Source organism: Streptomyces platensis (genome assembly GCF_008704855.1).
In the GTDB taxonomy this organism is placed as follows: domain Bacteria; phylum Actinomycetota; class Actinomycetes; order Streptomycetales; family Streptomycetaceae; genus Streptomyces; species Streptomyces platensis.
Genome location: NZ_CP023691.1, coordinates 7,289,913 through 7,314,259, shown reverse-complemented (window position 1 = coordinate 7,314,259; position 24,347 = coordinate 7,289,913). Strand labels below are relative to the sequence as shown.

Genomic DNA, 24,347 nt, shown 5'->3' with positions numbered 1-24,347 from the left:
CGCAGACCCCGCACACCCCGGCTCACCCCGTCCCCGCGTACCCCCGGATCCGCTCCAGTTCCACGGCCACATCCGTGAGCGTGGCGCAGTCCGGGACCGGCGGAAGGTCAGGGGCGGACGGGCCGGGCTCGGGCCGGCGGCGCGGGTCCTCCAGGGCGTCGGCCATCGCCGCCAGCGCCTGGCACAGCCCCTCGGCCTCGGCCCGGCTCGGGCGGTGCGCGCCATGGTCGAGGCGAACCGCGCAGGCGGTCGCGGCGTCCACGATGCGTTCGGCCGCGGTGACGACGGTCAACCAGTCGGGGTTGCGGTCACGGGCGGCGAGGAGTTCGGCCGCGGCGGTCTCCGCCGCCGCCCTGGCCTCCCCCAGCGCCCGGTAGGCGGCGCGGCGCAGTGCCAGCCGCCGGGTGGGGTCCGCGCCCGGTTCCGCCTCCAGGACGTGCCGCAGGAACTGCTCGGTGCTGCGCAGCGCCGAGGTGACGCGGTGCCCGACCCGGCGGCGCGGGTCGGCGAGGCGGGGCAGATGTCCGACGACGAGGACGATGCCGCAGGCGATGGAGGTGTCCACGATCCGTTCGGCGGCGGCCTCCGGATCGCCGCTGACGTACACGAACGACAGCACCATGAGGGTGATCGCGACGGTCTGCAGGGCGAAGTGGCGGGTGGCGAACGGCAGCAGCGCACCACCCGCGCCCGCCACCAGTGCGGGCCACCACGTACCGGTCAGCAGCAGGCCCGCCCCGGCGAAGACCAGCACGCCCGCGACGGTCCCGGCGAAGCGGTTGACCGTACGGGAGAAGAGCGGGCCCAGGTCCGGCTTCACCAGGAAGGTGACGGTCGCCGGGAGCCAGTACCAGTGGTCGGCGCGGAGCAGCAGCGCCACGGCGACGCTCGCGGCGATGCAGACGGCGACCCGCAGGCCGTAGTCCCGCCCGGCCGGGCCGAACAGGCCGCGCCCGCGCCGCGTCCGTCCGCCGACGGCACCCAGCGCCCCGCGGACCGCGGCCTCGGGTCGGGCCATCCAGGCGGGACGGCCCGACGGGGACGGTGCGGGCTCCGCTCCTGGCCGCAGCTCCGGCTCCCGCCGGGCGAAGGCGACCGCGGCGTCCAGCAGGGCCTGGTCGAAGGCGCCGCGCGCGGCCGTGCTGGTCTCCGGGGCGGACAGCCGGCCCGGCGACCGCCCGGTGCGCAGGGCGTCGGCGAACCTGCGGGGGCTGTCCGCCACCCGGGACGGCAACGGGCGGGCCTCCCACAGCAGCGCCACGCTGGCCTCGCAGAGCGCGGTGGCCGCGGCGAACCGCTCGGTGAGCAGAAGCTCTTCCGTACGGGCGGACCGGCGCAGCAGGCGGCTGGTGAGGAGGCGCAGCCGTACGGCCTCGTCGGCGCGGTCCAGGGCGGCGGTGAGCCGGCGCCGGGCGGGCTCGGCACCGGGCCCGCCGACCGCGCTCAGGGCGTCGGCGAGCGCGTCGAAGACCGTGGCGACCGCGGCCCGTTCGCCGCTGAGCGCGCCGCCCGTGGGACGGGGCGGGCGCAGTACGAGCCGCAGCAGAAGCAGCCACAGGCAGCCGGCGAGGACATAGAGGGCCTTCGCCCAGGGCGCGCCGGGCAGCGGCATCCCGGCGCCCAGGACGGTGGTGGCCAGCATCTGCATCCCGGCGTTGGAGCGCACCGGCCCGGCCACGCTGCCCGCGCCGGAGACGAAGCCGACGGCGAACAGCGCCGGCAGGAGCCACCAGCCCGCGTCGGCCGCCTGGAGCGAGGCGCCGATCAGCATGCCGAGCGCCGAGGCGAGGGCGGGCAGGCCGATGTGGACGATGCCGGTGCGCCGGGTGCCGGGGCGGTCATTGACCCCGGCCAGCATCGAGCCGAGTCCGGCCAGGACGCCGGGCGCGGGATGGCCGGTCGCGACGCCCGCGCCGAGCAGCGGCCCCGCACACAGCGCACCGCGGGCAACGGCCGCCCAGGGTACGGGCAGCCGCTGCCAGCGGAAGGGGTGGGCGAGCCAGGCGGGCACGGCGCGCGGCGCGCGGAGCATGGGCCTCCTCAGACGACGGCGTACGGACGGCGGCAAGCGGTTCCGAGGGGCGTCATCGGCCGACGGTGCTGCTACCAGCCTACGGTCCGGGAGGGGTCCACTCCGCTGCCGCGGGGTTACCACAAGATCACGAACAAATGGCGGGCAGGACTTCCACCTCCCCTTTTCGCCGCCCGCGCCAGCGGTTAGCGTCCCGGCATGACGAGCAATGCGGAGGGCCTGGACATCCGGGTGGTCGGCGGCGGGGTGATCGGGCTGACGTCGGCGGTCGCCCTGGCCGAGGACGGGCACCGGGTACGGGTACTGAGCCGGGACGCGGCGGGCGGGACGACCTCGGCGGTGGCGGGCGGGCTGTGCTGGCCGTACCGCATCCAGCCGTACGAGCGGGCGGTGGCGTGGTCCGTACGCTCCTTCCAGGTGCTCACGGCGCTCGCCGAACGGCCGGCGGAGACGGGCGCCCGGATGGTGACGGGCACGATGACGGCCACGACGGGCGGCGCCGATGACGGCCTGGCCGCCTGGTACGACGCGGTGCCCGGGCTGCGGCGGGCACGGGCGGCGGAGCTCCCCGAGGGCTGCGCGTCGGGGTGGCGGGCCCGTACTCCCCTGGTGGACATGCCCACTCATCTCCGTTACCTGGAACAGCGGTTGACGGCGGCGGGCGGGACCGTGGAGCGGCGTGAGGTCACCTCGCTGGAGGAGGCCGGAGCGGCGGCGGACGTGGTCGTGAACTGCTCGGGGCTCGGCGCCCGCGCTCTCGTACCCGACCCGGACGTCCATCCGGTCCAGGGGCAGTTGGTGGTCGTGGAGAACCCCGGCATCGAGGAGTGGTCCGTCTCCGCCGACGCGGGGGCGTCGGACACCACGTATCTGCTGCCCCAGCCGTACGGCCTGGTGCTGGGAGGTACGGCGCGGGAGAACGCCTGGTCCCGGGAGCCCGATCCGGCGGTGGCGGCGGCCATCGTGGCGCGCGCCGCACGGCGCTTCCCGGAGCTGGCGCGGGCCCGGGTCCTGGCCCACAAGGTGGGGTTGCGCCCGGCCCGCCCGGCGGTGCGGCTGACGGCGGAGCGGCTGTCCGGCGGCATGCCGTGCGTGCACAACTACGGGCACGGCGGTGCGGGCGTGACCGTGGCGTGGGGTTGCGCGGACGAGGTGCTGCGGATGGTGCGGGAGGTCCGGGAGGTCCGCGGGTAGGTGCGGCGCGGTCTTCGCGGTCCGGAATTCGTCCTTTCGGTCCCGCGGCAGGCGGACGAGCGGAATTCACCGGCCGGAGGGCGCATCCAATCGCCCGTCTCATGCGTCCTATGTGCAAGCGCCATTCCTATATGGCCGCACATCAGGGATATTTGGAGTATCCATTTTGAGAAACGGCATTAAGGGCATTCGTCGCGTATCCGCGGTCGCTGTCACCGCGGGGGCCGTTCTGACGGCCGGGGCGTTCACCGCTCCTGCGCAGGCCGCTGCGCCCAAGACTCCCACGATCGCCGCCCAGGGCGGCTTCGTGATGAACAACGGCACGGGGAAGACCCTCTTCACCAAGGCCGCGGACACCCGTCGCTCCACCGGCTCCACCACCAAGATCATGACGGCTCGGGTGGTGCTGGCGCAGTCGAACCTCAACCTTGATTCCAAGGTGACGGTCCAGAAGGCGTACAGCGACTACATCGTCGACAACAACTGGGCCTCCTCGGCCAAGCTGATCGTCGGCGACAAGGTCACCGTCCGCCAGCTGCTGTACGGGCTGATGCTCCCGTCCGGCTGCGACGCGGCGTACGCGCTGGCCGACAAGTTCGGCAGCGGCTCCACCCGGGACGCGCGGGTCAAGTCGTTCATCGGCAAGATGAACTCCACGGCCAGGTCACTCGGCATGACGAACACGCACTTCGACTCGTTCGACGGCATCGGAAGGGGCGCGAACTACTCGACTCCGCGCGACCTGACGAAGCTCGCCTCCAACGCGATGAAGTACTCCACGTTCCGTACGGTCGTGAAGACGAAGTCGACGACGCAGAAGGTCACGACGAAGAGCGGTGGCTACCGCAACATGTCGTGGACCAACACCAACGCGCTGCTCGGCAGCTACTCGGGCACTCTTGGCGTCAAGACGGGCTCCGGCCCGGAGGCCAAGTACTGCCTGGTCTTCGCCGCGACCCGCGGTGGCAAGACGGTCATCGGCACGGTTCTCGCCTCCTCTTCGGTGACGAACCGCACCGCTGACGCGAAGAAGCTGATGGACTACAGCTTCAAGAAGTAACCCGGACAGGCGTGGGGCCTGCGCGCGACCGGAAGGTCGTGCGCAGGCCCCTTCGTCATCCGGCCGCCGGCAGCACACCGGGGCCGTACGACGCCACTCAGGAGTCGGCCTGACCGCCGCTCTTCACTCCGACGCCGCTGTCCTCGCCGGTGCCGCTGCCGTCTCCCGCGTCGTCCCCGTTGCCGTTGCCGGGTCCGATCTGGATCTCGAAGTCACCGTCGTACTGCTCATGGCCCGCGATCACGGCCAGTTCGACGACCTCGGCGCCCTTCTGACCGCGCACGATCAGCGGATCGCTGCGCAGATCACGCATCAGCGCCCAGCACATGGCGATCATCACGACCATGAACGGCACCGCGACCAGAATCGTCAGATTCTGAAGGCCGGTCAGCGCATCGCCCGAGCCACCGCCGATCAACAGCATGATCGCCGCGACCGCACCGGTCACCACTCCCCAGAAGATCACCACGAGCCGGGTCGGCTCGAAGGTCCCCTTCTGCGAGAGGGTGCCCATGACGATGGACGCGGCATCGGCACCGGACACGAAGAAGATGCCGACCAGGATCATGACGAGAATGCTCATGACCGTGGCGAGCGGGTACTGGTGCAGCACATCGAAGAGCTGGCCTTCGGGCGTGCTCGACCCGCTGAGCTGCTTGGACGCCTGGAGCTTCATGGCCGAGCCGCCGAACACCGCGAACCACGCCAGGCTGACCACGCTCGGGACGAGGATGACCCCGCCGATGAACTGGCGGATGGTCCGGCCCCGGCTGATCCGGGCGATGAACATGCCCACGAACGGCGTCCAGGAGATCCACCACGCCCAGTAGAAGACGGTCCAGCTGCGCAGCCAGCCGCCCACATCGTCACCGCTGCTGGCCTCCGTACGGCCCGCGAGCTGCGGCAGTTCGCCGAGGAACGAGCCGAGGGAAGTCGGCAGCAGGTTGAGGATGAGGATGGTCGGTCCGACCACGAACACAAAGACCGCCAGGATGACCGCCAGCACCATATTGATGTTGGACAGCATCTGGACGCCCTTGGCGATACCGGAGACCGCGGACAGGATGAAGGCGATGGTCAGCACGGTGATGATGCCGACCAGCAGGGTGGTGCTGACGCTGTCCATCCAGCCGAGGACCTTGATGCCGCTGCCGATCTGGAGCGCACCGAGCCCCAGCGAGGCCGCCGAACCGAAGAGGGTGGCGAAGATGGCCAGGATGTCGATGACCCGGCCGCCCCAGCCGTTCGCCCGCCGGGTGCCGATCAGTGGGGTGAACACCGCGCTTATCGTCTGCCGCCTCCCCCGCCGGAAGCAGCTGTAAGCGATGGCCAGACCAACGACCGCGTAGATCGCCCAGGGGTGCAGCGTCCAGTGGAACATCGTGGTGGCCATCGCGGTGTCCATCGCCTGGGCGGCGTCCTGCGGATCGGTGCCCGGCGGTGGGGAGCTGAAGTGCCCCAGCGGCTCACTGACGCCGTAGAACATCAAACCGATGCCCATGCCCGCGCTGAACATCATCGCGATCCAGGACACGGTGCGGAATTCGGGATCCTCGCCCTCCTTGCCGAGCGTGATCCGGCCGTACTTGCTGACCGCCAGCCAAATCGCAAAGATCACAAATCCGGAGGCGGAGAGCACGAAGGCCCAGCCGCCGTTGTCGATCACCCAGTTCAGCATCGAGGTCGATGCGCTCTTGAGGGATTCGGTGGACGACGCTCCCCACGCGATGAAGGCGAGGGTGAGCAAAGAGGTCACACCGAAGACCACACGGTCGGTCTGCGGGGGCCCGTGATGCTGCGGCTCATCGGGGACGTCCGTCACGGAGTGCGTGCCACCCCCGTCTCCGGCTTCTCTGACTGTGTCCGACACGTGTCAACCTTTCAATGGGCCATATTTTCCTTACCCGTTACCCCCTACCACACGACGGCAGACGTTGAGGGGCGTCGCGACCGTAAGGTGATAACCGGCCCTCCGGTCCAACAGCAGCGGAACGAGCTTCCGCAGCGGTTGGCGCAGCGGCACGACGACGCCGTCACGGTCCCGGCGCCACACCACTCCGTGCCTCACCAGTTCTTCCCTGACCTGCGCAAACTGTCCCTCTTCGAGACGATAGGCACAAGGTGGGTCGGCCAGGATCTGCTCTTCGGTAGCCGGTTCGTTATCCGCGCCGCCGAGATACACCGGACCGTGATCGGTATAGCCCGCGAGCCGGGCGGCGGTGGTGGCCGCCTCGATCCGTGACCGGTGCCGGTCGAGGAAGGTGAAGGCGCCGTCGAGCGCGGCCAGCTGGGAGTCCACCCGGCGGCGGTTGTTGAGCGCGGGGTCGGCCTTCTCGGCCTCGGTGAGCGCATCGACCCGGGTCTCGACGAGCAGTCCGACCGAGCCCTTGACACCCGCGGTGTTGCGCAGGATCCGCTCCTGCCCGTCGCCCGCGACCTGCTTGACGGGATCACCGGTCTCCGGGTCGGTCCAGATGCCGTAGACGCCGGTGGAGAAGCCCGCCCGGTGGATGGCGGGCCGCACGAAGTCCTCGGAGAGCGCGGCCGCTTCCCGGTGCACCCCGTCCGAGGTGTTGAGATTGCGCGGCCACAGCGACAGCACGTCCTTCATGTAGTACGGGACCGTGGGGCCGTACTCGTGCAGGTCGTAGATGGTGTCGGGGCGGTAGTCGCGGATGACCTCGGCCATCGCCCGGCCCTCGGCGGTCCGCAGGGCGATGTGATCGCGGTTGATGTCCGTGCCGTCGGCGTTGCCGCGGGTGTCCGCGGCCCGGCCGTCGGGGTTGGCGGTCGGGACGACCAGCACGCTGGTGTGTTCCAGGAAGCGCCGGGTCGCCGGGTCCTTGGCGTAGGCGAGATTGCGGACGGTGGTCAGACAGGCCTCGCGCCCGGAGGGCTCGTCACCGTGCTGGGAGCAGATCAGCAGCACGGAGTTTCCGCGGCGGACCTGCGCCGGGCCCTCGGGGGCGGGGGCGCCGATCCGGACGAGCCGCAGCGGGCGGCCCTGCCCGGTGGTGCCGATCCGGTCGATCCGTACGCGCACCGAGCCCCGGTCGACGGCCTTGAGGAAGTCCTGTTCCTCGGCCTGGCCCGTCCAGCGGGCGCCATGGCTGATCTCGAATCCCGTACGGGGTGCGGGGGTTGCGGTCGCGGCCGGGGCGGGCGGCGGGGTCGCGCCGAGGGTGGCCGTCAGCCCGATGGCCAGCGGCCCGGCGGCGAGGCGGTGGGGGCGGGGTATCACGAGGAGGAGCCTCCCTTGGGTGAGCGGTGAGAGGGGGACCGGGTGGGGCCGCCCGTGGCGGGGCGGCCCCGGGGGTCATCCCACGGCCGGCAGCCGGCTGACCGAGCGCGGCGGGGCGATGCCGTCCAGCGGTGCCGCGGCGTCCGGATGCCTCGGCGCGCCCGCGGTGGCCCGCGCGAAGGCCGCCGCGCCGCCGGTCAGCGGGAGTTCGGCGGAGGTGCGGGACAGGTCGAGGGTGAGCTTCGGCGTGTCCGCGGGCGGGTCGATCAGACCGGCGTCGGTGCCGGCCACGATGAGCGCGAGCCGGTGCCCGGCGGGCACGATGTGATCGCTCGCGGCCAGGTCCAGGGTGAGCTTGTAGGGCTTGCCGGGGGTGAGCGGGCGGCCCTTGTGGGCGTCGGCGTAGTTGCCGAGGTCGGCCCAGCCGCGGCTGAAGACGGTGTGGGCGACCTTTTGAGTGTCCGCGGCGGTCTCCTTGAAGCAGCCGGTGTCGCCCGTGGTTCCGGCGCCCCAGCAGGTGCGCCGGTCGAGGGTGGTGATGCCCTCACCGTCGGCCGCGTAGTCGCGGATGGTGTCCGGGCCGAGGTCTACCAGGACGGCGGACAGATGGGCGGTCGAGGTGCTCGGGGTGACGGTCACGGTCACCCTGCCGGAGCCGGAGAGCCGTAGCGGCGTGCGCAGCGGCCCGGTGCGGAACCCGGCCTTGGCGGCGGTCGGGGCATCGATCCGGGCCGCCCAGTCAGCCTCGCTCAGCTTCGGGTCGTCGGTGAAGGTCTCGGTCGCGCCCCGCGGTGCCTTACGGGTCCCCAGCAGGCCGACGCCGGGCTCGGTGCCGCCGCGCGGCCGCAATGTGGTGGGCGCGGTGCCGGGAGCGGGCCACTGCGGGTCGGTGGACCACGTGCCGGGCGAGCGCTCGATATCGGCCATCGGGGTGCGCTCGATGCCGTTGTCGTAGCCCAGCAAATAGTGGTCGAACCAGTGGTGCAGGGTCTTGACCCAGGCGCTGCGCCGGTAGTCGAACGGGTCGACATGCCCGGTCTGGGAGAGCCAGATCTTGCGCTCGACGCCGTGCCGGGCGAGCGCGTCCCACCACTGCCCGGCGTGCCGGGTCCGGACGTTGAGGTCCTGCATGCCGTGCACCAGGAGCACGCTGGCCCGGACGCGGTCCGCGCGCCGGACGTAGTCGCGCTCGCGCCACAGACCGGTCCAGTCGCCGGTACGGGGCGCCCCGTCGGCGAGCTTCTTCTGCACGGCGGCGCAGCGCTTGCGCGCCTCGGGGCTGTCGACCACATCGGCGAGGGAGTCCGGCCCGGAGTCGTAGAGCGGGGCGCCCTTGGCGAAGTAGTAGTCGTACCAGGAGGAGATACCGGCGATCGGGACGATGGTCTTCAGCCCCTTGACGCCGGTGGCCGCGACGCCGTTGGCGATGGTGGCGTCCCAGCTCTTGCCGATCATCCCGGTGCTGCCGCTGGACCAGCCGGCCGTGACGGGTTTCCCGCCCGTACGGGCGGTGTAGGCGCGGCCTCTGCCGCCGAGCCAGTCGACGACGGCCCTGGCGGACCGGATGTCGGAGCGGCCGCCGACGTCGGAGCAGCCGTCCGAGCGGTTGGTGCCCGCGAGGTCGACCAGGACCGTCGCATAGCCGCGCGGCACGAAGTAGTTGTCGTAGAAGAGCGGGAACCCGACCGGCCGGCCCCGGTCGTCATAGGTCTTCTTCTGGCTCTCGTTACCGCGCCCGCAGCAGGAGTAGTACGGACTGGCGTCCATGATCACGGGGATCCGCCGGCCCTGTTGCGCCGGTTCGGCGGGCCGCACGATGTCGACGGCGACGCGGTCGGTTCTCCCGTCCGTGTCGCCGTCCAGCCGTGTGTCCACCCAGACCGATTCGCGTATCGCGCGGTCGTAGGAGTAGACGGGTCTGCTCTCGGCGGGCGCCGCCTGCGCGGCGGCCGGCCCGATCAGGGCGGACAGCAGGGCGGCGACCGCGGCCAGCACGAGCGCTGTGAAGGGGATGCGGGGGATCCGCGCAGGATTCGTCACGGGCGGACGGTAGCGCGGCGCAACTCCCCTGCGTAAGGGCATGTCCGGGCACCGCGGCGCGGGCGGCGGCCGAAAACAGGTCCATGGGTAGCTTTTTCGTCCCACGGGCGGTCCCGAGCCGTGATCGCGGCGGCGCCCGCTGCCCACCGTGATGGAGGGGGGACGACGGAGCACGGCAGACAGGAGGGACGGAAGGTGGTTCATGTCGGTCATGTGTCAGATCAGGCCATGTACATGACGCCGGCCGGGCGCAGTACATAGGGTCTGAACAGAGCCATCCCCCCTACGAGTTGGAGGACTCGTGCGTCACAGACTCCTCGTCCCCGGCGCGGTCGCACTCAGCCTGCTGCTGGCCATCCCGGCCTCGGCTGCCGACTTCACACCGGGCGCTCCGGGTGTGGGCGACACCTACTACCCCGAGAGCGGAAACGGCGGATACGACGTTTCCCACTACGACCTGCGGCTCAAGTACCAGCCGAAGACGGACCTGCTGGAGGGCACGGCCACCCTGCTGGCCACCACCACCCAGGATCTCTCCCGCTTCAACCTGGACTTCGGCCTCAAGGTCAGTGAGATCCGGATCAACGGCAAGAAGGCCGCCTTCGCCACCTCCGGCAAGCACGAGCTGGAGGTCACTCCGGCCACGCCGCTGGAGAAGGGCAAGCAGATCAGCGTCGTGGTGCGCTACGCGGGCAAGCCCTCCGAGCTCAAGATAGACGGCTACTGCGCGTGGGCCCGTACCCCCGACGGCGGGGTGATCGCGCAGGAGCCGGACGCCGCCGTGTGGTGGTTCCCGAGCAATGACCACCCCACCGACAAGGCGACGTACGACATCTCGGTGGCGGTCCCGGACGGCACCCAGGCGCTGAGCAACGGTGTGCTGGCCTCGCAGTCCTCCAAGCTGGGCTGGACGCGCTACAACTGGCGCTCGGACAAGCCGCAGGCGACGTATCTGACGACGCTGGCCGTCGGCAAGTTCGACATCACCAACGACAAGACCGCGAACGGTCTGCCGGTGGTCAACGCGGTCAGCAAGGACCTCGGCGCGAACGAGGGCTCGGCGAAGGCGAGCATCGAGCGCACCACCGAGATCACCGAGTGGCTGGAGAGCGTCTTCGGCGCCTACCCGTTCAACGCGGTGGGCGGCTACGTGCCGAATGTGCCGGCCCATTACGCCCTGGAGACCCAGACCCGCCCGTTCTACGGGAAGAAGGCCTTCGACCGCGGCACGAACGTCTCCGTCGTCGTGCACGAGCTGGCGCACCAGTGGTACGGCGACAGCGTCTCGCTGAAGGACTGGAAGGACATCTGGATCAACGAGGGCTTCGCCGCCTACAGCCAGTGGCTGTGGTCGGAGAAGGAGGGCGAGGGCACCGCCCAGGAACTGGCGGACTACGTCTACGCCCAGCACCCGGCCGACGACCCGTTCTGGACGGTCAAGCCGGGCAACCCGGGCGCGGAGAACCAGTTCGACGGCGCGGTCTACGACCGTGGCGCGCTGACCCTTCAGGCGCTCCGCAACAAGGTCGGCGACAAGGCCTTCTTCGGCCTGCTCAAGTCCTGGCCGACGGAGAACCGGTACGGCAACGCGTCGGTCGCCGACTTCGTGAAGTTCGCCGAGAAGAAGACCGGCAAGCAGCTGGCCGGCTTCTTCGACACCTGGCTCTTCCAGCCGACCCGGCCCTCGGCGGGCGCGGCCAAGCAGGCCCTCGGTGCCTCGCATGCGCCGGTCGCCGCGCCCAAGTCGTGGAAGCAGATCGCGGCCACGCACGACGTGCACGGGCACTGAGCCGGTGAACGAGCACTGAAGGCGTACGGAGCCGGGCCTCCCCCGGCTCCGTGCGCGCACCGCGTCGTTACCGGCGCGCCGCCTGCCTGGCCCGGCGCGCGATCGGCATGAACCGCAGCCGCTCCGGGAGCACCGGCACCACGGCGCGCACGACCCGGCCCAGCCGGCGCAGTGTGCGCTCCTGGGCGTCTGTCCACTCCAGTCCGATGGCCTGCCGGGCCTCCGGCGGCATCAGCCCGACCGTGAGAAAGCGCCGGGTGCGGGCGAACCGCGGGCACAGCCATGGCCAGGTCAGCCGCAGCAGCAGCCGCAGCCAGCGCGGGCCGCGGTCGGGAACCGGCAGTTGCGGATCGGTCGCCAGCAACTCCTTGACCACGGCGGTCTCTTCGAGTTCGTTGTCGAGAACCTTCTGGTAATACGGCCAGAACTCCTCGATCGTCTGCGGCATATCGCGGTCATGGATCCCCAGGATCCGGCCGACCTGGAGCCACTCCGCGTACAGCGCCCGTTCCTGCGCCTCGGTGAAGGGGCGGCCCAGATACTGCTGCGCGTGCCGGAAGACGGGGTAGCCGGTGGCGTGCACCCAGGAGTAGTAGGCGGGGGTGAGCGCGTGGTAGGCGCGGCCGTGTGCGTCCGTCCCCTGGATGGTCTTGTGCAGCGCGCGCAGCCGGCGCCCCTCCGCGGCCGCCTCCTCCCCTCCGTACACCCACAGCTGGAGCGAGGTCAGGGACCGCTCGCCGCGTCCCCAGGGGTCCGTACGGAACACGGAGTGGTCGTCCACCCCGGCGCCCACCGCCGGGTGGGCGACCTGCATGGCCAGCGCGGCCGGCAGCGTCAGCAGCATGCGGATGTCCCCGGCCAGCGACCAGAGCACACCTCCGACCGGCGGGGGATTCGGGTCATTTTTTACCGCAATCATGGTATTAATCATCATACGGTGACTCTCCGCGATCGGCGGACGCGGGACCCACTCCCCGCTGCCATACACCCGCGCACCGCCGGAACCGGCCGCCAGCACTCCGCCGCGGCGACACCGCCCGGCACACCGATCCCGGCGCACCACCGCGGCCGCCCCTAGGGCCGGGCGACTCGTCAACGCCGCTGCGGCATGACCCCACTCGGGCCGGAGGATACCGAAGGCGCCTGTGCGGGCACGCGAGTTGGACGCGGATGGGAACGAATGGCTCCACGCCCCGGGCGAGCGGCGGAGTGTACGGCGTCACTCGACACCCGGCCGTACGGCGCCGCCCCACCGACTTCACCTGATCCCACAACGGAGCTTCACCTCCAAGAGTGGTTTCGCCGCGAGATACACCCCTGAGCTGGGGCGATCAAATCACCACTTTTCCCACTAGCCGCGGATAGTGACAAGGGGATTACGGAACGCGACACTCGCCATGTTCACCCGAACCACCCGAAAGGAGCAACTCATGTCCTGTCCCCCGCCCTGCCCCCCGCCGGTCGATGCCCGTAAGGCACTCGACTTCCTGCGGACGAGCGGACTCGTCGACCTCACCGTTCCGCTGCAGCGAGTCGTCGACCAGGTCAGCCAACTCGACGATGTGGCCGGTTACGTACTCGCCTGGGAGCGGTACGTCCTCGTAGTCGCCAACCAGGTCGCGGAGGACGACTCCGCTGCGGGCAGCTGAGCCATTGATCACGCCGATCGCCGGGAGGCATTCAGTGAACACGACGCAGCCCGGTGACGGTTCGTCACAAAGGCGCGCGGTGGAGACCCAGGCGGTCGCCTGGCTCGCTGCGCGCCGCACTCTGATCGATCCGGCCGAAGCCGCCACCGGCCGGGTGCTGTTCGCCCGTAAGGCCCTCATCGAGACGGCGTTCCTGGTGGGACTGCGGGCCCGCCTCGACCCCGAACCACTCGACGGCGACTACGCGGCCCTCCTCGACCAGGTCGAGCAGATCGCGGCCCGCCCGTCCTACCGGGAACTGATCGCCCGGGACGAAGCCGCCCTCCTGCTCTACGCGGGGACCTACGCGGCCCTCCGGCTCTGCGGTCGCGAGGACCCGGAGTTCCGGCGGCTGCTCACTCAGGCCGCGGCCGGCGGATATGCGGCGGTCTTCGAGCGGATTCCCTACCGGCAGCTCGATCTGCTGCACACCCTGGAGCTGTGCGGTGTTCCGCACGCGCTGCCCGCCATGGACGAGGTCTTGCCGTTCACCCTGCTCTGCAACGGCCCGAACGTCCTCAAGCTCACCGATCGCGATATCTACGCGATCACCCACACGATCTTCTACGCCACGGACTTCGGCCTCCGCGAGCCCCGCTGGCCGCGGGACTTCGATCCGGCCACGGCGGTGGAACTGCTCGAAGCGCTCCTCGTACTCACCCTCGGCCAGGAGAATGCCGACCTGGTGGGTGAGCTTCTGTGCTGCCTGCTGTGCCTCGGGGTCCGGGACTCCGAGGAAGCCCGCCGGGCCTGGGAGTTCCTCACGGCGGTACAAGAGGCCGACGGGCGGGTCAACGGGCCGCCGGGGGTGGTCCACCCCGGACTCGCCGACGGCGACGACGCGTACCGGCACTGGGCCACCGGCTACCACACCACCATCGTCGCGGCCCTGGCCGCGCTCCTGGACCGCAGCCCCCGGGTGGTGCGGCGGCCCCGGCCGTCCGTACCGGCGCCCGGCTCGGCCGTGGAGCAGCCGCTCCGGCGGGCCGTGGTGTGGCTGGCGGACACGGTCCGGCGCCACGACCCGGCCGGCTGCCTGCCCGCCGCGGCGGCCGTCGCGCATGCCGCCGAAGCCCTCGGCGAACCCGGGCTCGCCCGCCCCCTGCTCCTCGATTTCTCCGCGCGTCTCACGGACGCGGACGCGGAGGTGTGGCAGCGGCACGGCATGGAGGTCGTCGGTGCGTTCGCCTCCGGTCTGCGGGCTCACGGGATCCCCTGCGCCTCGCTCGACCTGTTCCTCAAGTCCACCGTCGCCGCCGTCGAAGTCCTGGACCGGGTGCCGCCACAGGCGGTGCACAACGTCCGGCGTCTGGTCGGTCTGGGGCTGCTCTCCCCGCAGCGCGCGGCCGCACTGACCGGTGGCACCGACGCACCGCACCCGGCCCCGGAGACGACCGTCACCGACTTGCCCGGCGCCTGGAAGGACTATCACCTGGGGCGTATCGCCGGCTTCATCCGGGACTCGGCTCGCACCGGACGGTCGCAGCACCGCATCACCCGCGACGCCGTCGCCTTCCTCCTCGCCCAGCAGAGCTCGTGCGGCGCGTTCGGCCGCCCGGCCTGCGACGAACCGTCAAGCCGCGAACGGGCGTTGATGTCCTGGACGCAGAGCGCCGTCACCGCGCTGGCCGCCGTACACACGGCCTGCGGCGCGGCGCTCACGAGTCCGCAGCCCTGCCCCTGACCCGGAACACCCGGCTCGTCGGCAAGAGCTTCGGTCTGTCCATCTCGTGCCCGTCAGATGGCTACCTGGAAGTAACCTCAGCTGCTTGGATGAGCGTCGCTGGTTCAAGTCCCCACCCCCACAGGGAGATTCAGTGTCGCACTCCGCGCTGCGCATGCCCCGGATCACCGCTCTCGCCACGGCCCTCGCCGCGGTCACGGTGGCGGCCGCGGCCCCCTCCGCGTCGGCCGCCGCCACGCCCCGTCTGAAGGTGCTCAGCTACAACGTCTTCCTCATGAGCAAGAACCTCTATCCCAACTGGGGGCAGGACCACCGCGCCCAGGCGATCGCGGCCGCGGACTTCTTCCAGGGCCAGGACGTCGTGGTGCTCCAGGAGGCGTTCGACAACTCCTCGTCCGAGGCACTGAAGTCCCGGGCCGCGACGCAGTACCCGCACCAGACCCCGGTGGTGGGCCGGAGCCGCAGCGGCTGGGACGCCACCGGCGGTGCCTACTCCGCCGTGACCCCGGAAGACGGCGGGGTGACGCTGCTGAGCAAGTGGCCGATCCTGCGCAAGGAGCAGTACGTCTACAAGGACGCCTGCGGTGCGGACAGCCTCTCCAACAAGGGCTTCGTCTATGCGGTGCTGGATGTCAACGGCACCCGGGTGCATGTGGTCGGCACCCACGCCCAGTCCACCGACTCGGGCTGCAAGGCGGGCGAGGCGGCCGCCGACCGCGCCGGGCAGCTCAAGGAGATGGACGCCTTCCTGGACGCCAAGAACATCCCGGCGGGCGAAGAAGTACTGGTCGCGGGCGATCTGAACATCGACTCGCACAGCGCCGAGTACGACGCGCTGCTCGGCAACGCCGACCTGGCGCCCGCCGACAGCCGCCCAGGCCACCCCTACTCCTTCGACACCCAGGAGAACTCCGTCGCGAAGTACCGCTACCCGGACGACCCCCGCGAGGACCTGGACTACGTCCTGTTCCGCAACGGCCACGCCCGTCCCTCCGGATGGCGGAACACCGTGGTCAAGGAGGAGTCGGCGCCCTGGACCGTCTCCAGCTGGGGCAAGGACTACACGTACACCAATCTCTCGGATCACTACCCGGTCGTGGGTACCGTCGGCTAGTCGACCTTGCGACGGCACACGGCCTGGCGGTGGCCGTGCGTGGTCCGGCAGCGCGTCGAGTTCCTTCTGCGGCTCGGCGCGTTGTCCGGTGCAGGTGTCCCGGGGAGGGCCTGCTGACGAGGGCCCGTCAGGCTCCGCGCCGGAGCGGCTCAGCGCTTGAGATATGCCAGGACGGCCAGCACCCTGCGGTTGTCGTCCGCCGACGGGCCGATCCGGAGCTTGGTGAAAATGCTCGCGGTGTGCTTGGCGACCGCGCTCTCGCTGATGTGCAGGCCGGTGGCGATGGCGGCGTTGGACCTGCCCTCGGCCATCAGCTCCAGGACGTCCCGCTCGCGCGGCGTCAGGCTGCCGATCGTGCCGCGGGCATCGCTGCGCAACAGCAGTCTGGAGATGACCTGAGGGTCCATCACGGTGCCTCCGGCAGCCACCCGGCGGACCGCATCGATGAACTGCTCGGTGTGGGTCACCCGGTCCTTGAGCAGATAGCCGACGGCGCCCTCGCCCCCGGCCAGCAGCTCGTTCGCGTACAGCTGCTCGACGTACTGGGAGAGGATGAGGACGGGCAGTCCGGGCCGCCGGCGACGGGCTTCGAGGGCGGCCTGAAGGCCCTCGTCGGTGAAGGTCGGCGGCAGCCGCACATCGACCACGGCGACATCCGGTGCCGCGTCCCCGTCGTCGAGCAGCGCACGCAGCAGCGACGGGCCGTTGTCCACCGCGACGACCTCGCAGCCGTGTTCCTGGAGGGTGCGTATCAGCCCGTCTCTCAGGAGGAAGACGTCTTCGGCGAGGACAACGCGCACGGTATCTCCATCGTCACGGTGGTCGGCCCGCCCTGCGGACTGTGCAGGTCGAGAGTGCCGTCGAAGGTATCCAACCGCTGCCGCACGCCGGCCAGCCCGGTGCCCCGTGCGGGGTCGGCGCCGCCGTGACCGTCGTCGGTGACGGTGGCGCGCAGCAGTCCGTTCTCGTGGGTCAGGGCGATGCCGACCGCGCGGGCGCCGGAGTGCTTGGCCGCGTTCGCCAGCGCCTCGCTCACCGCGAAGTAGGTGGCGGACTCGACCGGCGCCGGGAGCCGGTCCGGCAGCCGGGTCTCGACGTGGACATCGAGGAAGCTGTCGAGCGCCAGCGACCGGACGGCGTCGCCCAGGCCGCGGTCGGCGAGGACCGGCGGGTGGATGCCGTGCACCAGGTCGCGCAGGTCCTGCAAGGCCCCCTCGGACGTGCGGCGGACGTCCAGCAGGAGCTCGCGCGCCGCCGCCGGGTCCGTCTCCAGCAGACGGGTGGCACGGTCCAGCGTCATGCCCAGGGCGACCAGCCGGGCCTGCGCCCCGTCGTGCAAGTCCCGCTCTATGCGTCGCAGTTCGGCGGCCTGCGCGTCCAGGGCCCTGGTACGGGTGTCGGTGAGCCGCTCGACCCGCCGGGCGAGCTGGATGCGGCGCGGTGCGGAAAGCAGCGGCCGGCTCATCCGGGTGTGCAGCCGGAGCGTGGCGGGCGCGGCCAGCAGCCCGGCGGCCAGGAAAACGAGACCCAGCACCAGCGCGGCCCCCATGGTCGCGGTGCTGTGCACGGGGACGAACGCGTACCAGTTGCCGTCGTCGAGGAGCTGCCAGATGAACGGCTGCACCAGCGCCCCGAACACCCCGTACTCGACCAGGGCGAGGGGAACGGCGACGAGCAGCCCGCCGGCCACCGGCTCCAGCCAGGCCCACGCCAGGTCGCGCCAGAATCCCTCGTCGGCGATGATCGCGCCCGACCTCTTGCGGGCGTTGAGTGCACGGTCCACGGGCAGCGGTTCCGGTGGACCGATACGGACGCCTGTCCACCGGTCGGCGCGTGCCCGGGCACGATCGGACAGTCCGCGCAGGGCCCGCGCGGCGGGCGGCAGCAGCAGGAAACCCACGCCCACGGGTACCAGCAGCAGGGCAAGGACCACCAGCGAGCCCACCACCGGCACCGCGAGGGCATGCAGGCTCACCAGCTGGCACCGGCCGAGGGCGACACCGGCGCGGGAGGCGACCGCACGTGGCTCAGCGAACATCGTCCATGATCGGAGGGATCTTAGCGGGTGCCGCCTCCGCCGCACGCGGTCTGCCGACGCTCGTCCACGTCCACAGTCCGGCCGCCACCAGGCACGAGGCGCCGAACAACACCATGGGGAGCACCGCGCCGGACTCCTCATCCATGAACAGCAGCATGCCGAGGTTGATCAGCGCGTGAAAGCCCGCCGCGAGCGGCAGTCTGGAAGCCCGCGCCCCTTCAAGGGCCCACCCCATCACGACCGACATGGACACCGCCCCCATCATGAACGCCCCTGCGTACAGGGGGCGTTGGGCGAAAACCTGGACGTGCCAGACGCCCCACACCACGCCCACCACGACCGATGCCGCAAGCGGGCCGCAGCGGGTGCGCAGCAGCGGCTGGAGAAAGCAACGCCACCCGATCTCCTCGCCGCCCGCGCCGATCAGCTGCGCCACGGCGATCAACAGGAAGGGCGCACCCGGCCGGCTGGAATGCACGTCCCCGGTGAGCGCCGCGTACGCACCGGCGCCCATCGCGATGATCAGCGGCGCCGTGACGAGCAGCAGCACCCCCTTACCTCTGCTGCCCGGCCCGGAGCCGCCGAGCACTTCCCGTACCCGCCCCGGCCACAGCACCGCGGCAAGCCCCACCCCGAGTGCGGGCCCGAACTGTGTCAGCTCAATGACCTCACCCGGTATCCCGGTGACGGGCTGAAGCGCGCCCAGCGCTCCGGCCGCCAGAAACGCAACGGCGAGGAACAGGACCATCGCCCTGATGTCGACGGGTTTGCTCTGGATGGCATCTGTCCTTTGCATGCCCTCGACGATGCCGTCCGGCGGGCCCGCCGCCATTGCCTCTGGATACCGGGCGGGGGTGTACCCAGATACACCCGTGGCCCGTTTCGGCGGTGGTCGTCTGCTCACCATCCACTGACCAACGGCAGGCGGCAGGCAGCAGGCAGCGGATTCAGCGGTCGTAGACCGTCACCGGTATGCCGCACCGGGTAAGCCGCTCCCCTATCAGCGGCTCCACCCGGGACCACTTCCCGCCCGCCAACCCACAGCCGATACGCGGCATATGAACGGACGCCCCGAGCTCCTGCGCCTTGACCGCGACCCGTTCGAGCCCGGCGTCGATGGCCTCGTAGCGGACCGGGGCGCCCTTGCTGCCCGTCCGCATTCCCCGCTGTCCGACGACATTGGCCACCCATAGCCGGTCGCCGACCTGGACGAACTGGGCGGCTCCCAGACCGAAGTCGTTCCGCGCCCGCTCGCGGTGCCACCGTCGGTAGGCGGCCTCCGGCTCCGGCCAGCGCCGGGAGAGCGCGAGCACGAAGCCCTTGCCCCAGCCGCCCAGGTCGTTACAGATGTGCGCGATCACCTTGACGCCCGTGCCCTGCGGCGCCGTGGCGTCCCCCTTGATGTAGGAGATCCCCGTTTTCTCCGTCATGCATCCACAGTAGGGGCGCCCACTGACAATCGGCCGGGGCCATCGGGCCGGGCGGCCGCGCGCGCCGTCGCGTCCGCCGGAAGCGAGCGAGCGAAAGGGCGGTCGCGGAAGCCTTCCGGCCTCCGCGACCGCCCTTGATGACGCAGGCGTCCGCTGTACGTGACTACTTCGACAGCTCGCGCTCCGCGGCGATCCGGCTGACCCGGCCGCGCACCGCGAACCAGCCGCCGACCAGCGCGATGGCGAGGACCGGGATCAGCATCACGGTCTGCCGGCCGACACCGTCGTCGAACCACATCAGGACGATGACACCGAGCAGGAAGGCGATAGTGGCGATATCGGTGACCGGCGTGCCGGGGAGCCGGAAGCGCGGCCGCTCGACCACGCCCTCCTTCGACCGGCGCACGAACACCATGTGGCAGACCATGATCGTGCACCAGGTGCTGATGATGCCCAGCGCCGCGATGTTCAGCACGATCTCGAACGCCTCGCCCGGCATGACGTAGTTGAGGCCGACACCCAGCACACACACCGCGGAGGTGAGCATGATGCCGCCGTACGGCACCTGGTTGCGGTTCATCAGGCCGGCGAACTTGGGCGCCGAGCCCGCCATCGACATGGAGCGCAGGATGCGGCCGGTCGAGTAGAGCCCGGAGTTCAGGCTGGACATCGCCGCGGTCAGCACCACGAGGTTCATCACATCGCCCGCCGCCGGCACACCGACGTTGGACAGCACCGTCACGAAGGGGCTCTCGCCACCGACGTACTTGTTCCACGGCAGCAGCATCGCGAGCAGGATCACCGAGCCGACGTAGAAGACGCCCACCCGCCACATGATGGAGTTGACGGCCTTCGGCACGACCTTCTCCGGCTGGTCGGTCTCGCCGGCGGTCACACCGACCAGCTCCACCGCGGAGTAGGCGAAGACCACGCCCTGGAGCACGATCACCACGGGCAGCAGACCGGTCGGGAAGAGCCCACCGTGGTCGGTGAGCAGGTCCAGCCCTGGCGTGTGCCCGCCGACCGGGTGCTGGGTGGCCAGCAGGAAGATGCCGATGAACATGAAGATGACCAGCGCCGCGACCTTGATGATCGCGAACCAGAACTCCAGCTCACCGAAGATCTTCACCGAGATCAGGTTCACGGTCAGCACGACCGCCAGCGCGATGAGCGCCATGACCCACTGCGGGATGTCGGTGAACAGGCTCCAGTAGTGGGTATAGAGCGCGATCGCGGTGATGTCGGCGATACCGGTCGTCGACCAGTTGACGACGTACATCCAGCCGGCGACGTAGGCGCCCTTCTCCCCGAGGAACTCACGGGCGTACGAGACGAAGGAGCCGGACGAGGGGCGGTGCAGCACCAGCTCGCCCAGGGCCCGTACGACGAAGAAGGCGAAGAGGCCGCAGACCGCGTAGGCGATGGCCAGCGCCGGACCGGCGGAATGCAGTCGACCACCGGCGCCCAGGAAAAGGCCGGTACCGATCGCCCCACCGATGGCGATCATGTTGACATGCCGGCCCTTGAGGCCCTTGCTGTAGCCCGCGTCGCCCGCATCCTGCTGCGCGCCGCTCCCCCCGTCAGGTGACCCGTGGGCTGTCTCGGTGACGGTTTCTGTGCTCACTGCTGGTGTATCTCGCTTTCGGGCAGGCGCTGAAGCCATGGCCTAGAAGTCCCGCAGATCGCGTGGACGGCCGACGGCACACCTTCCCTGAAGAGCCCTTCTCCGTCTGTGGGCAAGATCACAGCGTGTATTGGCCATCCAAGATTTGTCCGTATTTGAAGTGAATTTCCCGGCGCATCAATTTCAAGAGGGGCGTCAGTTCACCCGATTCCGGACTCCGCCGCCCGTCCGGTAAGGAGGATTTCTTGACCTGTTCGGCTCAATCGAGACGTGCATTTTGCTTTCGTGACAACTCACTCCGTCCCGGCCCGCCAGAGGGCTGCCCGCGCGGACCGGCGCGCTGCGGACCGGTCCGCGCGGCAGGTTTCACAAGAGTGGTGAGACAGCAATACTGTTGAACATGATGGAGCCCGCCACCGACCTGACGGTCGACGAACTGGCCGCCCGCGCCGGCGTCACGGTCCGTACGATCCGCTTCTACAGCACGCGCGGTCTGCTGCCACCCCCGGAGATCGGCCCCCGCCGGGTCGGCCGCTACGGTCCGGACCACCTCTCGCGGCTCGCCCTCATCGAGGAGCTCCAGCATCAGGGCCTGACACTGTCCGCGATCGAACGCTATCTGGAGCAGCTGCCGCCCGATCTGAGCGCCCAGGATCTGGCCATCCACCGGGCGCTGGTGGCGAGTTGGATTCCGGACAAGGCCGAGGACGCCACCCGGGAACAGCTGGAGCGGCGGGTCGGCCGGGCGCTGACCGAGGAGGATCTGGACCGGCTGGCGGCCATGAGTGTGCTCGTACGCACCGATGATCCCCGGGTCTTCCGCGTCGACCCGGGGCTGCTGCACCTGGGCACCCGGCTGCTGGACGTCCCGATCTCCCTGGAGACCATCCTCACGGCGCGCAGTGTGGTCATCGAGCACACCCGCTCGGCGGCCCGGGAGCTCAGCCGGCTCTTCAAGGACGAGGTGTGGGAGCCGAACCGGGGCGGCGGGCCGGATGAGGACGAGATGGCGCGGATGAAGTCGCTCTCGGCCCATATGCAGCCGATGGTGGTGCAGGCGCTGGTGACCGCCTTCCAGCGGTCGATGAAGCAGGAGCTGCGGGAGTCGTTCGGCATGGAGGGCGACCGCGACCAGGGCGGCCACACCCCCGAGGGGTGACGGGGGCGGGCCGCCGGGGCCCGCCCCCATGACCGGTCAGTCGCTGAACTTCTCGCCCTTCTCGGCCTTCTCCACCAGCAGCGCGGACGGCGCGAACCGGTCTCCGTAGGCTTCCTGAAGCTCACGGGCGCGGGCCACGAAGCCGGGCAGACCGACCAGCTCCTCCCGCCCCGGGCCGCCCTGGTAGCCGTTGATGTACTGGATCACACCGCCGGTCCAGCCCGGGAAGCCGATGCCGAGGATGGAGCCGATGTTGGCGTCCGCGACCGAGGTGAGCACGCCCTCCTCGAAGCAGCGGACGGTGTCCAGCGCCTCGGAGAAGAGCATCCGCTCCTGCATGTCGATGAACGGAACGGTGGCGTCCTTCTTGGTGAAGTGCTCGCGCAGCCCCGGCCACAGACCGGTGCGCTTGCCGTCCTCGCCGTACTCATAGAAGCCCCCGCCACCACTGCGGCCGGGGCGGCCGAACTCGTCGACCATCCGGTCGATGACCGCGTCGGCCGGGTGCGGCTGCCAGCTGCCGCCGGACTCCACGACCGCCCGCTTGGTCTCCTCGCGGATCTTGCGCGGCAGGGTGAGGGTCAGCTCGTCCATCAGGGACAGCACCTTGGCCGGATAGCCGGCCTGGGCGGCGGCCTGCTCGACGGAGACCGGGTCGAGGCCCTCGCCGATCATCGCCACGCCTTCGTTGATGAAGTGGCCGATGACGCGGGAGGTGAAGAAGCCGCGCGAGTCATTGACGACGATCGGGGTCTTCTTGATCTGGCGGACCAGGTCGAAGGCGCGGGCCAGCGCCTCGTCGCCGGTCCGCTCGCCCTTGATGATCTCCACCAGCGGCATCTTGTCGACCGGCGAGAAGAAGTGCAGTCCGATGAAGTCCTGGTCCCGCTCGACACCCTCGGCCAGCGACGTGATGGGCAGCGTGGAGGTGTTGGAGCACAGCAGCGCGTCGGGCGCGACGATGTGCTGGATCTCCTTGAAGACCTTGTGCTTGAGGCCCACGTCCTCGAAGACCGCCTCGATGACGGCGTCGCAGCCCGCGAGGTCCGCCGGCTCGGCGGTGGGCGTGATGCGGGCCAGCAGCTCGTCGCGCTTCGCCTCGGTCGTCCGGCCCCGGGAGAGCGCCTTGGCGAGCAGCCCCTCCGAATACGTCTTGCCCTTCTGCGCCGCCTCCAGGGAGACGTCCTTGAGGACGACCTGCATCCCGGCCCTGGCGCAGGAGTAGGCGATGCCCGCGCCCATCATGCCGGCGCCGAGCACCGCGACCTTCTCGACCTTGCGGGGCGCGATGTCCTTGGGCCGGTTGGCACCCGAGTTGACGGCCTGGAGATCGAAGAAGAACGCCTGGATCATGTTCTTGGAGATCTGGCCGGTCACCAGCTCGACGAAGTAGCGCGCCTCGATGGTCTGCGCGGTCTCGAAGTCGACCTGGGAGCCCTCGACGGCCGCGGCGAGGATGTTGCGGGGGGCCGGGTAGGGCGCGCCGTTGAGCTGCTTCTTGAGGTTGGCGGGGAACGCCGGGAGGTTGGCCGCGAACTTCGGCTGGGCCGGGGTGCCGCCGGGGATGCGGTAGCCCTTGATGTCCCAGGGCTGCTGGGACTCCGGGTGCTCCTCGATGAAGGCGCGGGCCTTGCCGAGCATCTCCTCGGGGGTGGCCGCGACCTCGTGGATCAGCCCGGCCTCCCGGGCGCGGGTGGCGTTGTACTGGGTGCCCTGGAGCAGCACCTTCAGCAGCGCGTCGGCGATGCCGAGCAGCCGCACCGTACGGGTCACCCCGCCGCCGGCCGGCAGCAGGCCGAGGGTGACCTCGGGCAGGCCGATCTTGGTGCCGGGGGTGTCGAGGGCGATGCGGTGGTGGCAGGCCAGCGCGATCTCGTAACCGCCGCCCAGCGCCGCCCCGTTGATCGCGGCGACGACGGGCTTGCCGAGGGTCTCGATACGGCGCAGGTCGCGCTTGATGCCGTTGCCCGCCGCGAAGGCCTGCTCGGCCTTGTCGGGGGTGACGGCGATCAGGTCGCGCAGGTCGCCGCCGGCGAAGAAGGTCTTCTTGGCGGAGGTGAAGATGATGCCGCGGACGCTGTCCTTCTCGGCCTCCAGGCGGTCGGCGACCGCGGTCAGGGAGGCCTTGAAGGCGTTGTTCATGGTGTTGGCGGACTGGTCGGGGTCGTCCAGCACCAGGGTGACGATGCCGGTCTCGTCCTGTTCCCAGCGGATGGTCGACGACGCAGGGGACTCGCTCACTGTGGCTTCTCCG

General features: G+C 70.5%; 18 protein-coding genes. 7 read left to right on the top strand and 11 right to left on the bottom strand.

All coding sequences use genetic code 11. The annotated features are described in order from the left end of the window. Nucleotides 1-22: 22 nt before the first annotated feature. Complete coding sequence (locus tag CP981_RS32330; protein WP_085922566.1) at nucleotides 23-2,032, bottom strand: FUSC family protein; 2,010 nt, start codon at nucleotides 2,030-2,032, stop codon at nucleotides 23-25. 198 nt (nucleotides 2,033-2,230) lie between these two features. On the opposite strand from CP981_RS32330, the gene CP981_RS32325 reads away from it, so the two are divergent. Both CP981_RS32325 and CP981_RS32320 read left to right on the top strand, forming a co-directional pair. Beyond that, nucleotides 2,231-3,226 carry an FAD-dependent oxidoreductase gene (locus tag CP981_RS32325; RefSeq protein WP_167536173.1) on the top strand — a complete coding sequence of 332 codons (996 nt, stop codon included), beginning with the start codon at nucleotides 2,231-2,233 and terminating at the stop codon, nucleotides 3,224-3,226. Nucleotides 3,227-3,392: 166 nt separating this feature from the next. Next, nucleotides 3,393-4,286, top strand: a complete 894-nt coding sequence (locus CP981_RS32320) for a D-alanyl-D-alanine carboxypeptidase family protein (protein ID WP_085922567.1) — start codon at nucleotides 3,393-3,395, stop codon at nucleotides 4,284-4,286. A 97-nt stretch (nucleotides 4,287-4,383) separates the two neighbouring features. Here CP981_RS32320 and CP981_RS32315 read toward each other — a convergent pair whose 3' ends face one another. The 3 genes from CP981_RS32315 to CP981_RS32305 form a co-directional block, all read right to left on the bottom strand. Next, nucleotides 4,384-6,108, bottom strand: a complete 1,725-nt coding sequence (locus CP981_RS32315) for a BCCT family transporter (protein ID WP_085922568.1) — start codon at nucleotides 6,106-6,108, stop codon at nucleotides 4,384-4,386. A gap of 78 nt (nucleotides 6,109-6,186) precedes the next feature. Further along, nucleotides 6,187-7,527 (bottom strand): M14 family metallopeptidase, encoded by a 1,341-nt coding sequence (locus CP981_RS32310; RefSeq protein ID WP_107429487.1) that lies wholly within the window; start codon nucleotides 7,525-7,527, stop codon nucleotides 6,187-6,189. A 75-nt stretch (nucleotides 7,528-7,602) separates the two neighbouring features. Next, nucleotides 7,603-9,609 (bottom strand): Xaa-Pro dipeptidyl-peptidase, encoded by a 2,007-nt coding sequence (locus CP981_RS32305; RefSeq protein ID WP_425282180.1) that lies wholly within the window; start codon nucleotides 9,607-9,609, stop codon nucleotides 7,603-7,605. 259 nt (nucleotides 9,610-9,868) lie between these two features. Here CP981_RS32305 and CP981_RS32300 point away from each other — a divergent pair, with 259 nt between their 5' ends. Then, the gene (locus tag CP981_RS32300; protein WP_085922569.1) at nucleotides 9,869-11,356 is read left to right on the top strand and encodes a M1 family metallopeptidase; all 1,488 of its coding nucleotides are present in this window, start codon (nucleotides 9,869-9,871) and stop codon (nucleotides 11,354-11,356) included. Nucleotides 11,357-11,423: 67 nt separating this feature from the next. Here CP981_RS32300 and CP981_RS32295 read toward each other — a convergent pair whose 3' ends face one another. Further along, nucleotides 11,424-12,275: an oxygenase MpaB family protein gene (locus CP981_RS32295; RefSeq protein WP_208853013.1), complete on the bottom strand. Its 852-nt coding sequence runs from the start codon at nucleotides 12,273-12,275 to the stop codon at nucleotides 11,424-11,426. A gap of 511 nt (nucleotides 12,276-12,786) precedes the next feature. On the opposite strand from CP981_RS32295, the gene CP981_RS32290 reads away from it, so the two are divergent. The 3 genes from CP981_RS32290 to sph all read left to right on the top strand — a co-directional run bounded on the left by CP981_RS32290 (nucleotide 12,787) and on the right by sph (nucleotide 15,842). Then, complete coding sequence (locus CP981_RS32290) at nucleotides 12,787-13,005, top strand: hypothetical protein (protein WP_085922571.1); 219 nt, start codon at nucleotides 12,787-12,789, stop codon at nucleotides 13,003-13,005. 79 nt (nucleotides 13,006-13,084) lie between these two features. Then, nucleotides 13,085-14,728, top strand: coding sequence for a DUF6895 family protein (locus CP981_RS32285; protein ID WP_208853012.1), 1,644 nt, complete (start codon nucleotides 13,085-13,087; stop codon nucleotides 14,726-14,728). A gap of 154 nt (nucleotides 14,729-14,882) precedes the next feature. Beyond that, nucleotides 14,883-15,842, top strand: a complete 960-nt coding sequence (gene sph / locus CP981_RS32280) for a sphingomyelin phosphodiesterase (RefSeq protein ID WP_085922761.1) — start codon at nucleotides 14,883-14,885, stop codon at nucleotides 15,840-15,842. A 149-nt stretch (nucleotides 15,843-15,991) separates the two neighbouring features. Here sph and CP981_RS32275 read toward each other — a convergent pair whose 3' ends face one another. The 5 genes from CP981_RS32275 to CP981_RS32255 all read right to left on the bottom strand — a co-directional run bounded on the left by CP981_RS32275 (nucleotide 15,992) and on the right by CP981_RS32255 (nucleotide 20,934). Further along, entirely contained in the window at nucleotides 15,992-16,642 is a 651-nt protein-coding gene (locus tag CP981_RS32275) for a response regulator transcription factor (RefSeq protein WP_085922572.1), read from the bottom strand. Beyond that, the gene (locus CP981_RS32270; protein ID WP_244329884.1) at nucleotides 16,606-17,880 is read right to left on the bottom strand and encodes a sensor histidine kinase; all 1,275 of its coding nucleotides are present in this window, start codon (nucleotides 17,878-17,880) and stop codon (nucleotides 16,606-16,608) included. Before CP981_RS32270 ends, CP981_RS32275 begins: the two co-directional genes overlap by 37 nt. Next, nucleotides 17,870-18,712 carry a CPBP family intramembrane glutamic endopeptidase gene (locus tag CP981_RS32265; protein ID WP_244329883.1) on the bottom strand — a complete coding sequence of 281 codons (843 nt, stop codon included), beginning with the start codon at nucleotides 18,710-18,712 and terminating at the stop codon, nucleotides 17,870-17,872. Before CP981_RS32265 ends, CP981_RS32270 begins: the two co-directional genes overlap by 11 nt. Before the next feature lie 115 nt (nucleotides 18,713-18,827). Beyond that, on the bottom strand, nucleotides 18,828-19,310 hold the full coding sequence (locus CP981_RS32260) for a macro domain-containing protein (RefSeq protein WP_085922573.1): 483 nt from the start codon (nucleotides 19,308-19,310) through the stop codon (nucleotides 18,828-18,830). Nucleotides 19,311-19,473: 163 nt separating this feature from the next. Continuing rightward, nucleotides 19,474-20,934, bottom strand: coding sequence for an amino acid permease (locus tag CP981_RS32255; protein WP_085922574.1), 1,461 nt, complete (start codon nucleotides 20,932-20,934; stop codon nucleotides 19,474-19,476). Between the two features lie 400 nt (nucleotides 20,935-21,334). On the opposite strand from CP981_RS32255, the gene CP981_RS32250 reads away from it, so the two are divergent. Next, nucleotides 21,335-22,093: a MerR family transcriptional regulator gene (locus CP981_RS32250; protein WP_085922575.1), complete on the top strand. Its 759-nt coding sequence runs from the start codon at nucleotides 21,335-21,337 to the stop codon at nucleotides 22,091-22,093. A 36-nt stretch (nucleotides 22,094-22,129) separates the two neighbouring features. On the opposite strand, the gene CP981_RS32245 is transcribed toward CP981_RS32250, so the two are convergent. Continuing rightward, nucleotides 22,130-24,334 (bottom strand): 3-hydroxyacyl-CoA dehydrogenase NAD-binding domain-containing protein, encoded by a 2,205-nt coding sequence (locus tag CP981_RS32245; RefSeq protein ID WP_085922576.1) that lies wholly within the window; start codon nucleotides 24,332-24,334, stop codon nucleotides 22,130-22,132. Nucleotides 24,335-24,347 lie beyond the last annotated feature (13 nt).

What these genes read in the sequence shown, in the direction of transcription:
- CP981_RS32330 (WP_085922566.1), bottom strand. Translation starts at nt 2,032, where the DNA reads ATGCTCCGCGCGCCGCGCGCCGTGCCCGCCTGGCTCGCCCACCCCTTC.
- CP981_RS32325 (WP_167536173.1), top strand. Translation starts at nt 2,231, where the DNA reads ATGACGAGCAATGCGGAGGGCCTGGACATCCGGGTGGTCGGCGGCGGG.
- CP981_RS32305 (WP_425282180.1), bottom strand. Translation starts at nt 9,609, where the DNA reads ATGCCCTTACGCAGGGGAGTTGCGCCGCGCTACCGTCCGCCCGTGACG.
- CP981_RS32295 (WP_208853013.1), bottom strand. Translation starts at nt 12,275, where the DNA reads ATGATTGCGGTAAAAAATGACCCGAATCCCCCGCCGGTCGGAGGTGTG.
- CP981_RS32290 (WP_085922571.1), top strand. Translation starts at nt 12,787, where the DNA reads ATGTCCTGTCCCCCGCCCTGCCCCCCGCCGGTCGATGCCCGTAAGGCA.
- sph (WP_085922761.1), top strand. Translation starts at nt 14,883, where the DNA reads ATGCCCCGGATCACCGCTCTCGCCACGGCCCTCGCCGCGGTCACGGTG.
- CP981_RS32270 (WP_244329884.1), bottom strand. Translation starts at nt 17,880, where the DNA reads ATGTTCGCTGAGCCACGTGCGGTCGCCTCCCGCGCCGGTGTCGCCCTC.
- CP981_RS32265 (WP_244329883.1), bottom strand. Translation starts at nt 18,712, where the DNA reads ATGGCGGCGGGCCCGCCGGACGGCATCGTCGAGGGCATGCAAAGGACA.
- CP981_RS32260 (WP_085922573.1), bottom strand. Translation starts at nt 19,310, where the DNA reads ATGACGGAGAAAACGGGGATCTCCTACATCAAGGGGGACGCCACGGCG.
- CP981_RS32250 (WP_085922575.1), top strand. Translation starts at nt 21,335, where the DNA reads ATGATGGAGCCCGCCACCGACCTGACGGTCGACGAACTGGCCGCCCGC.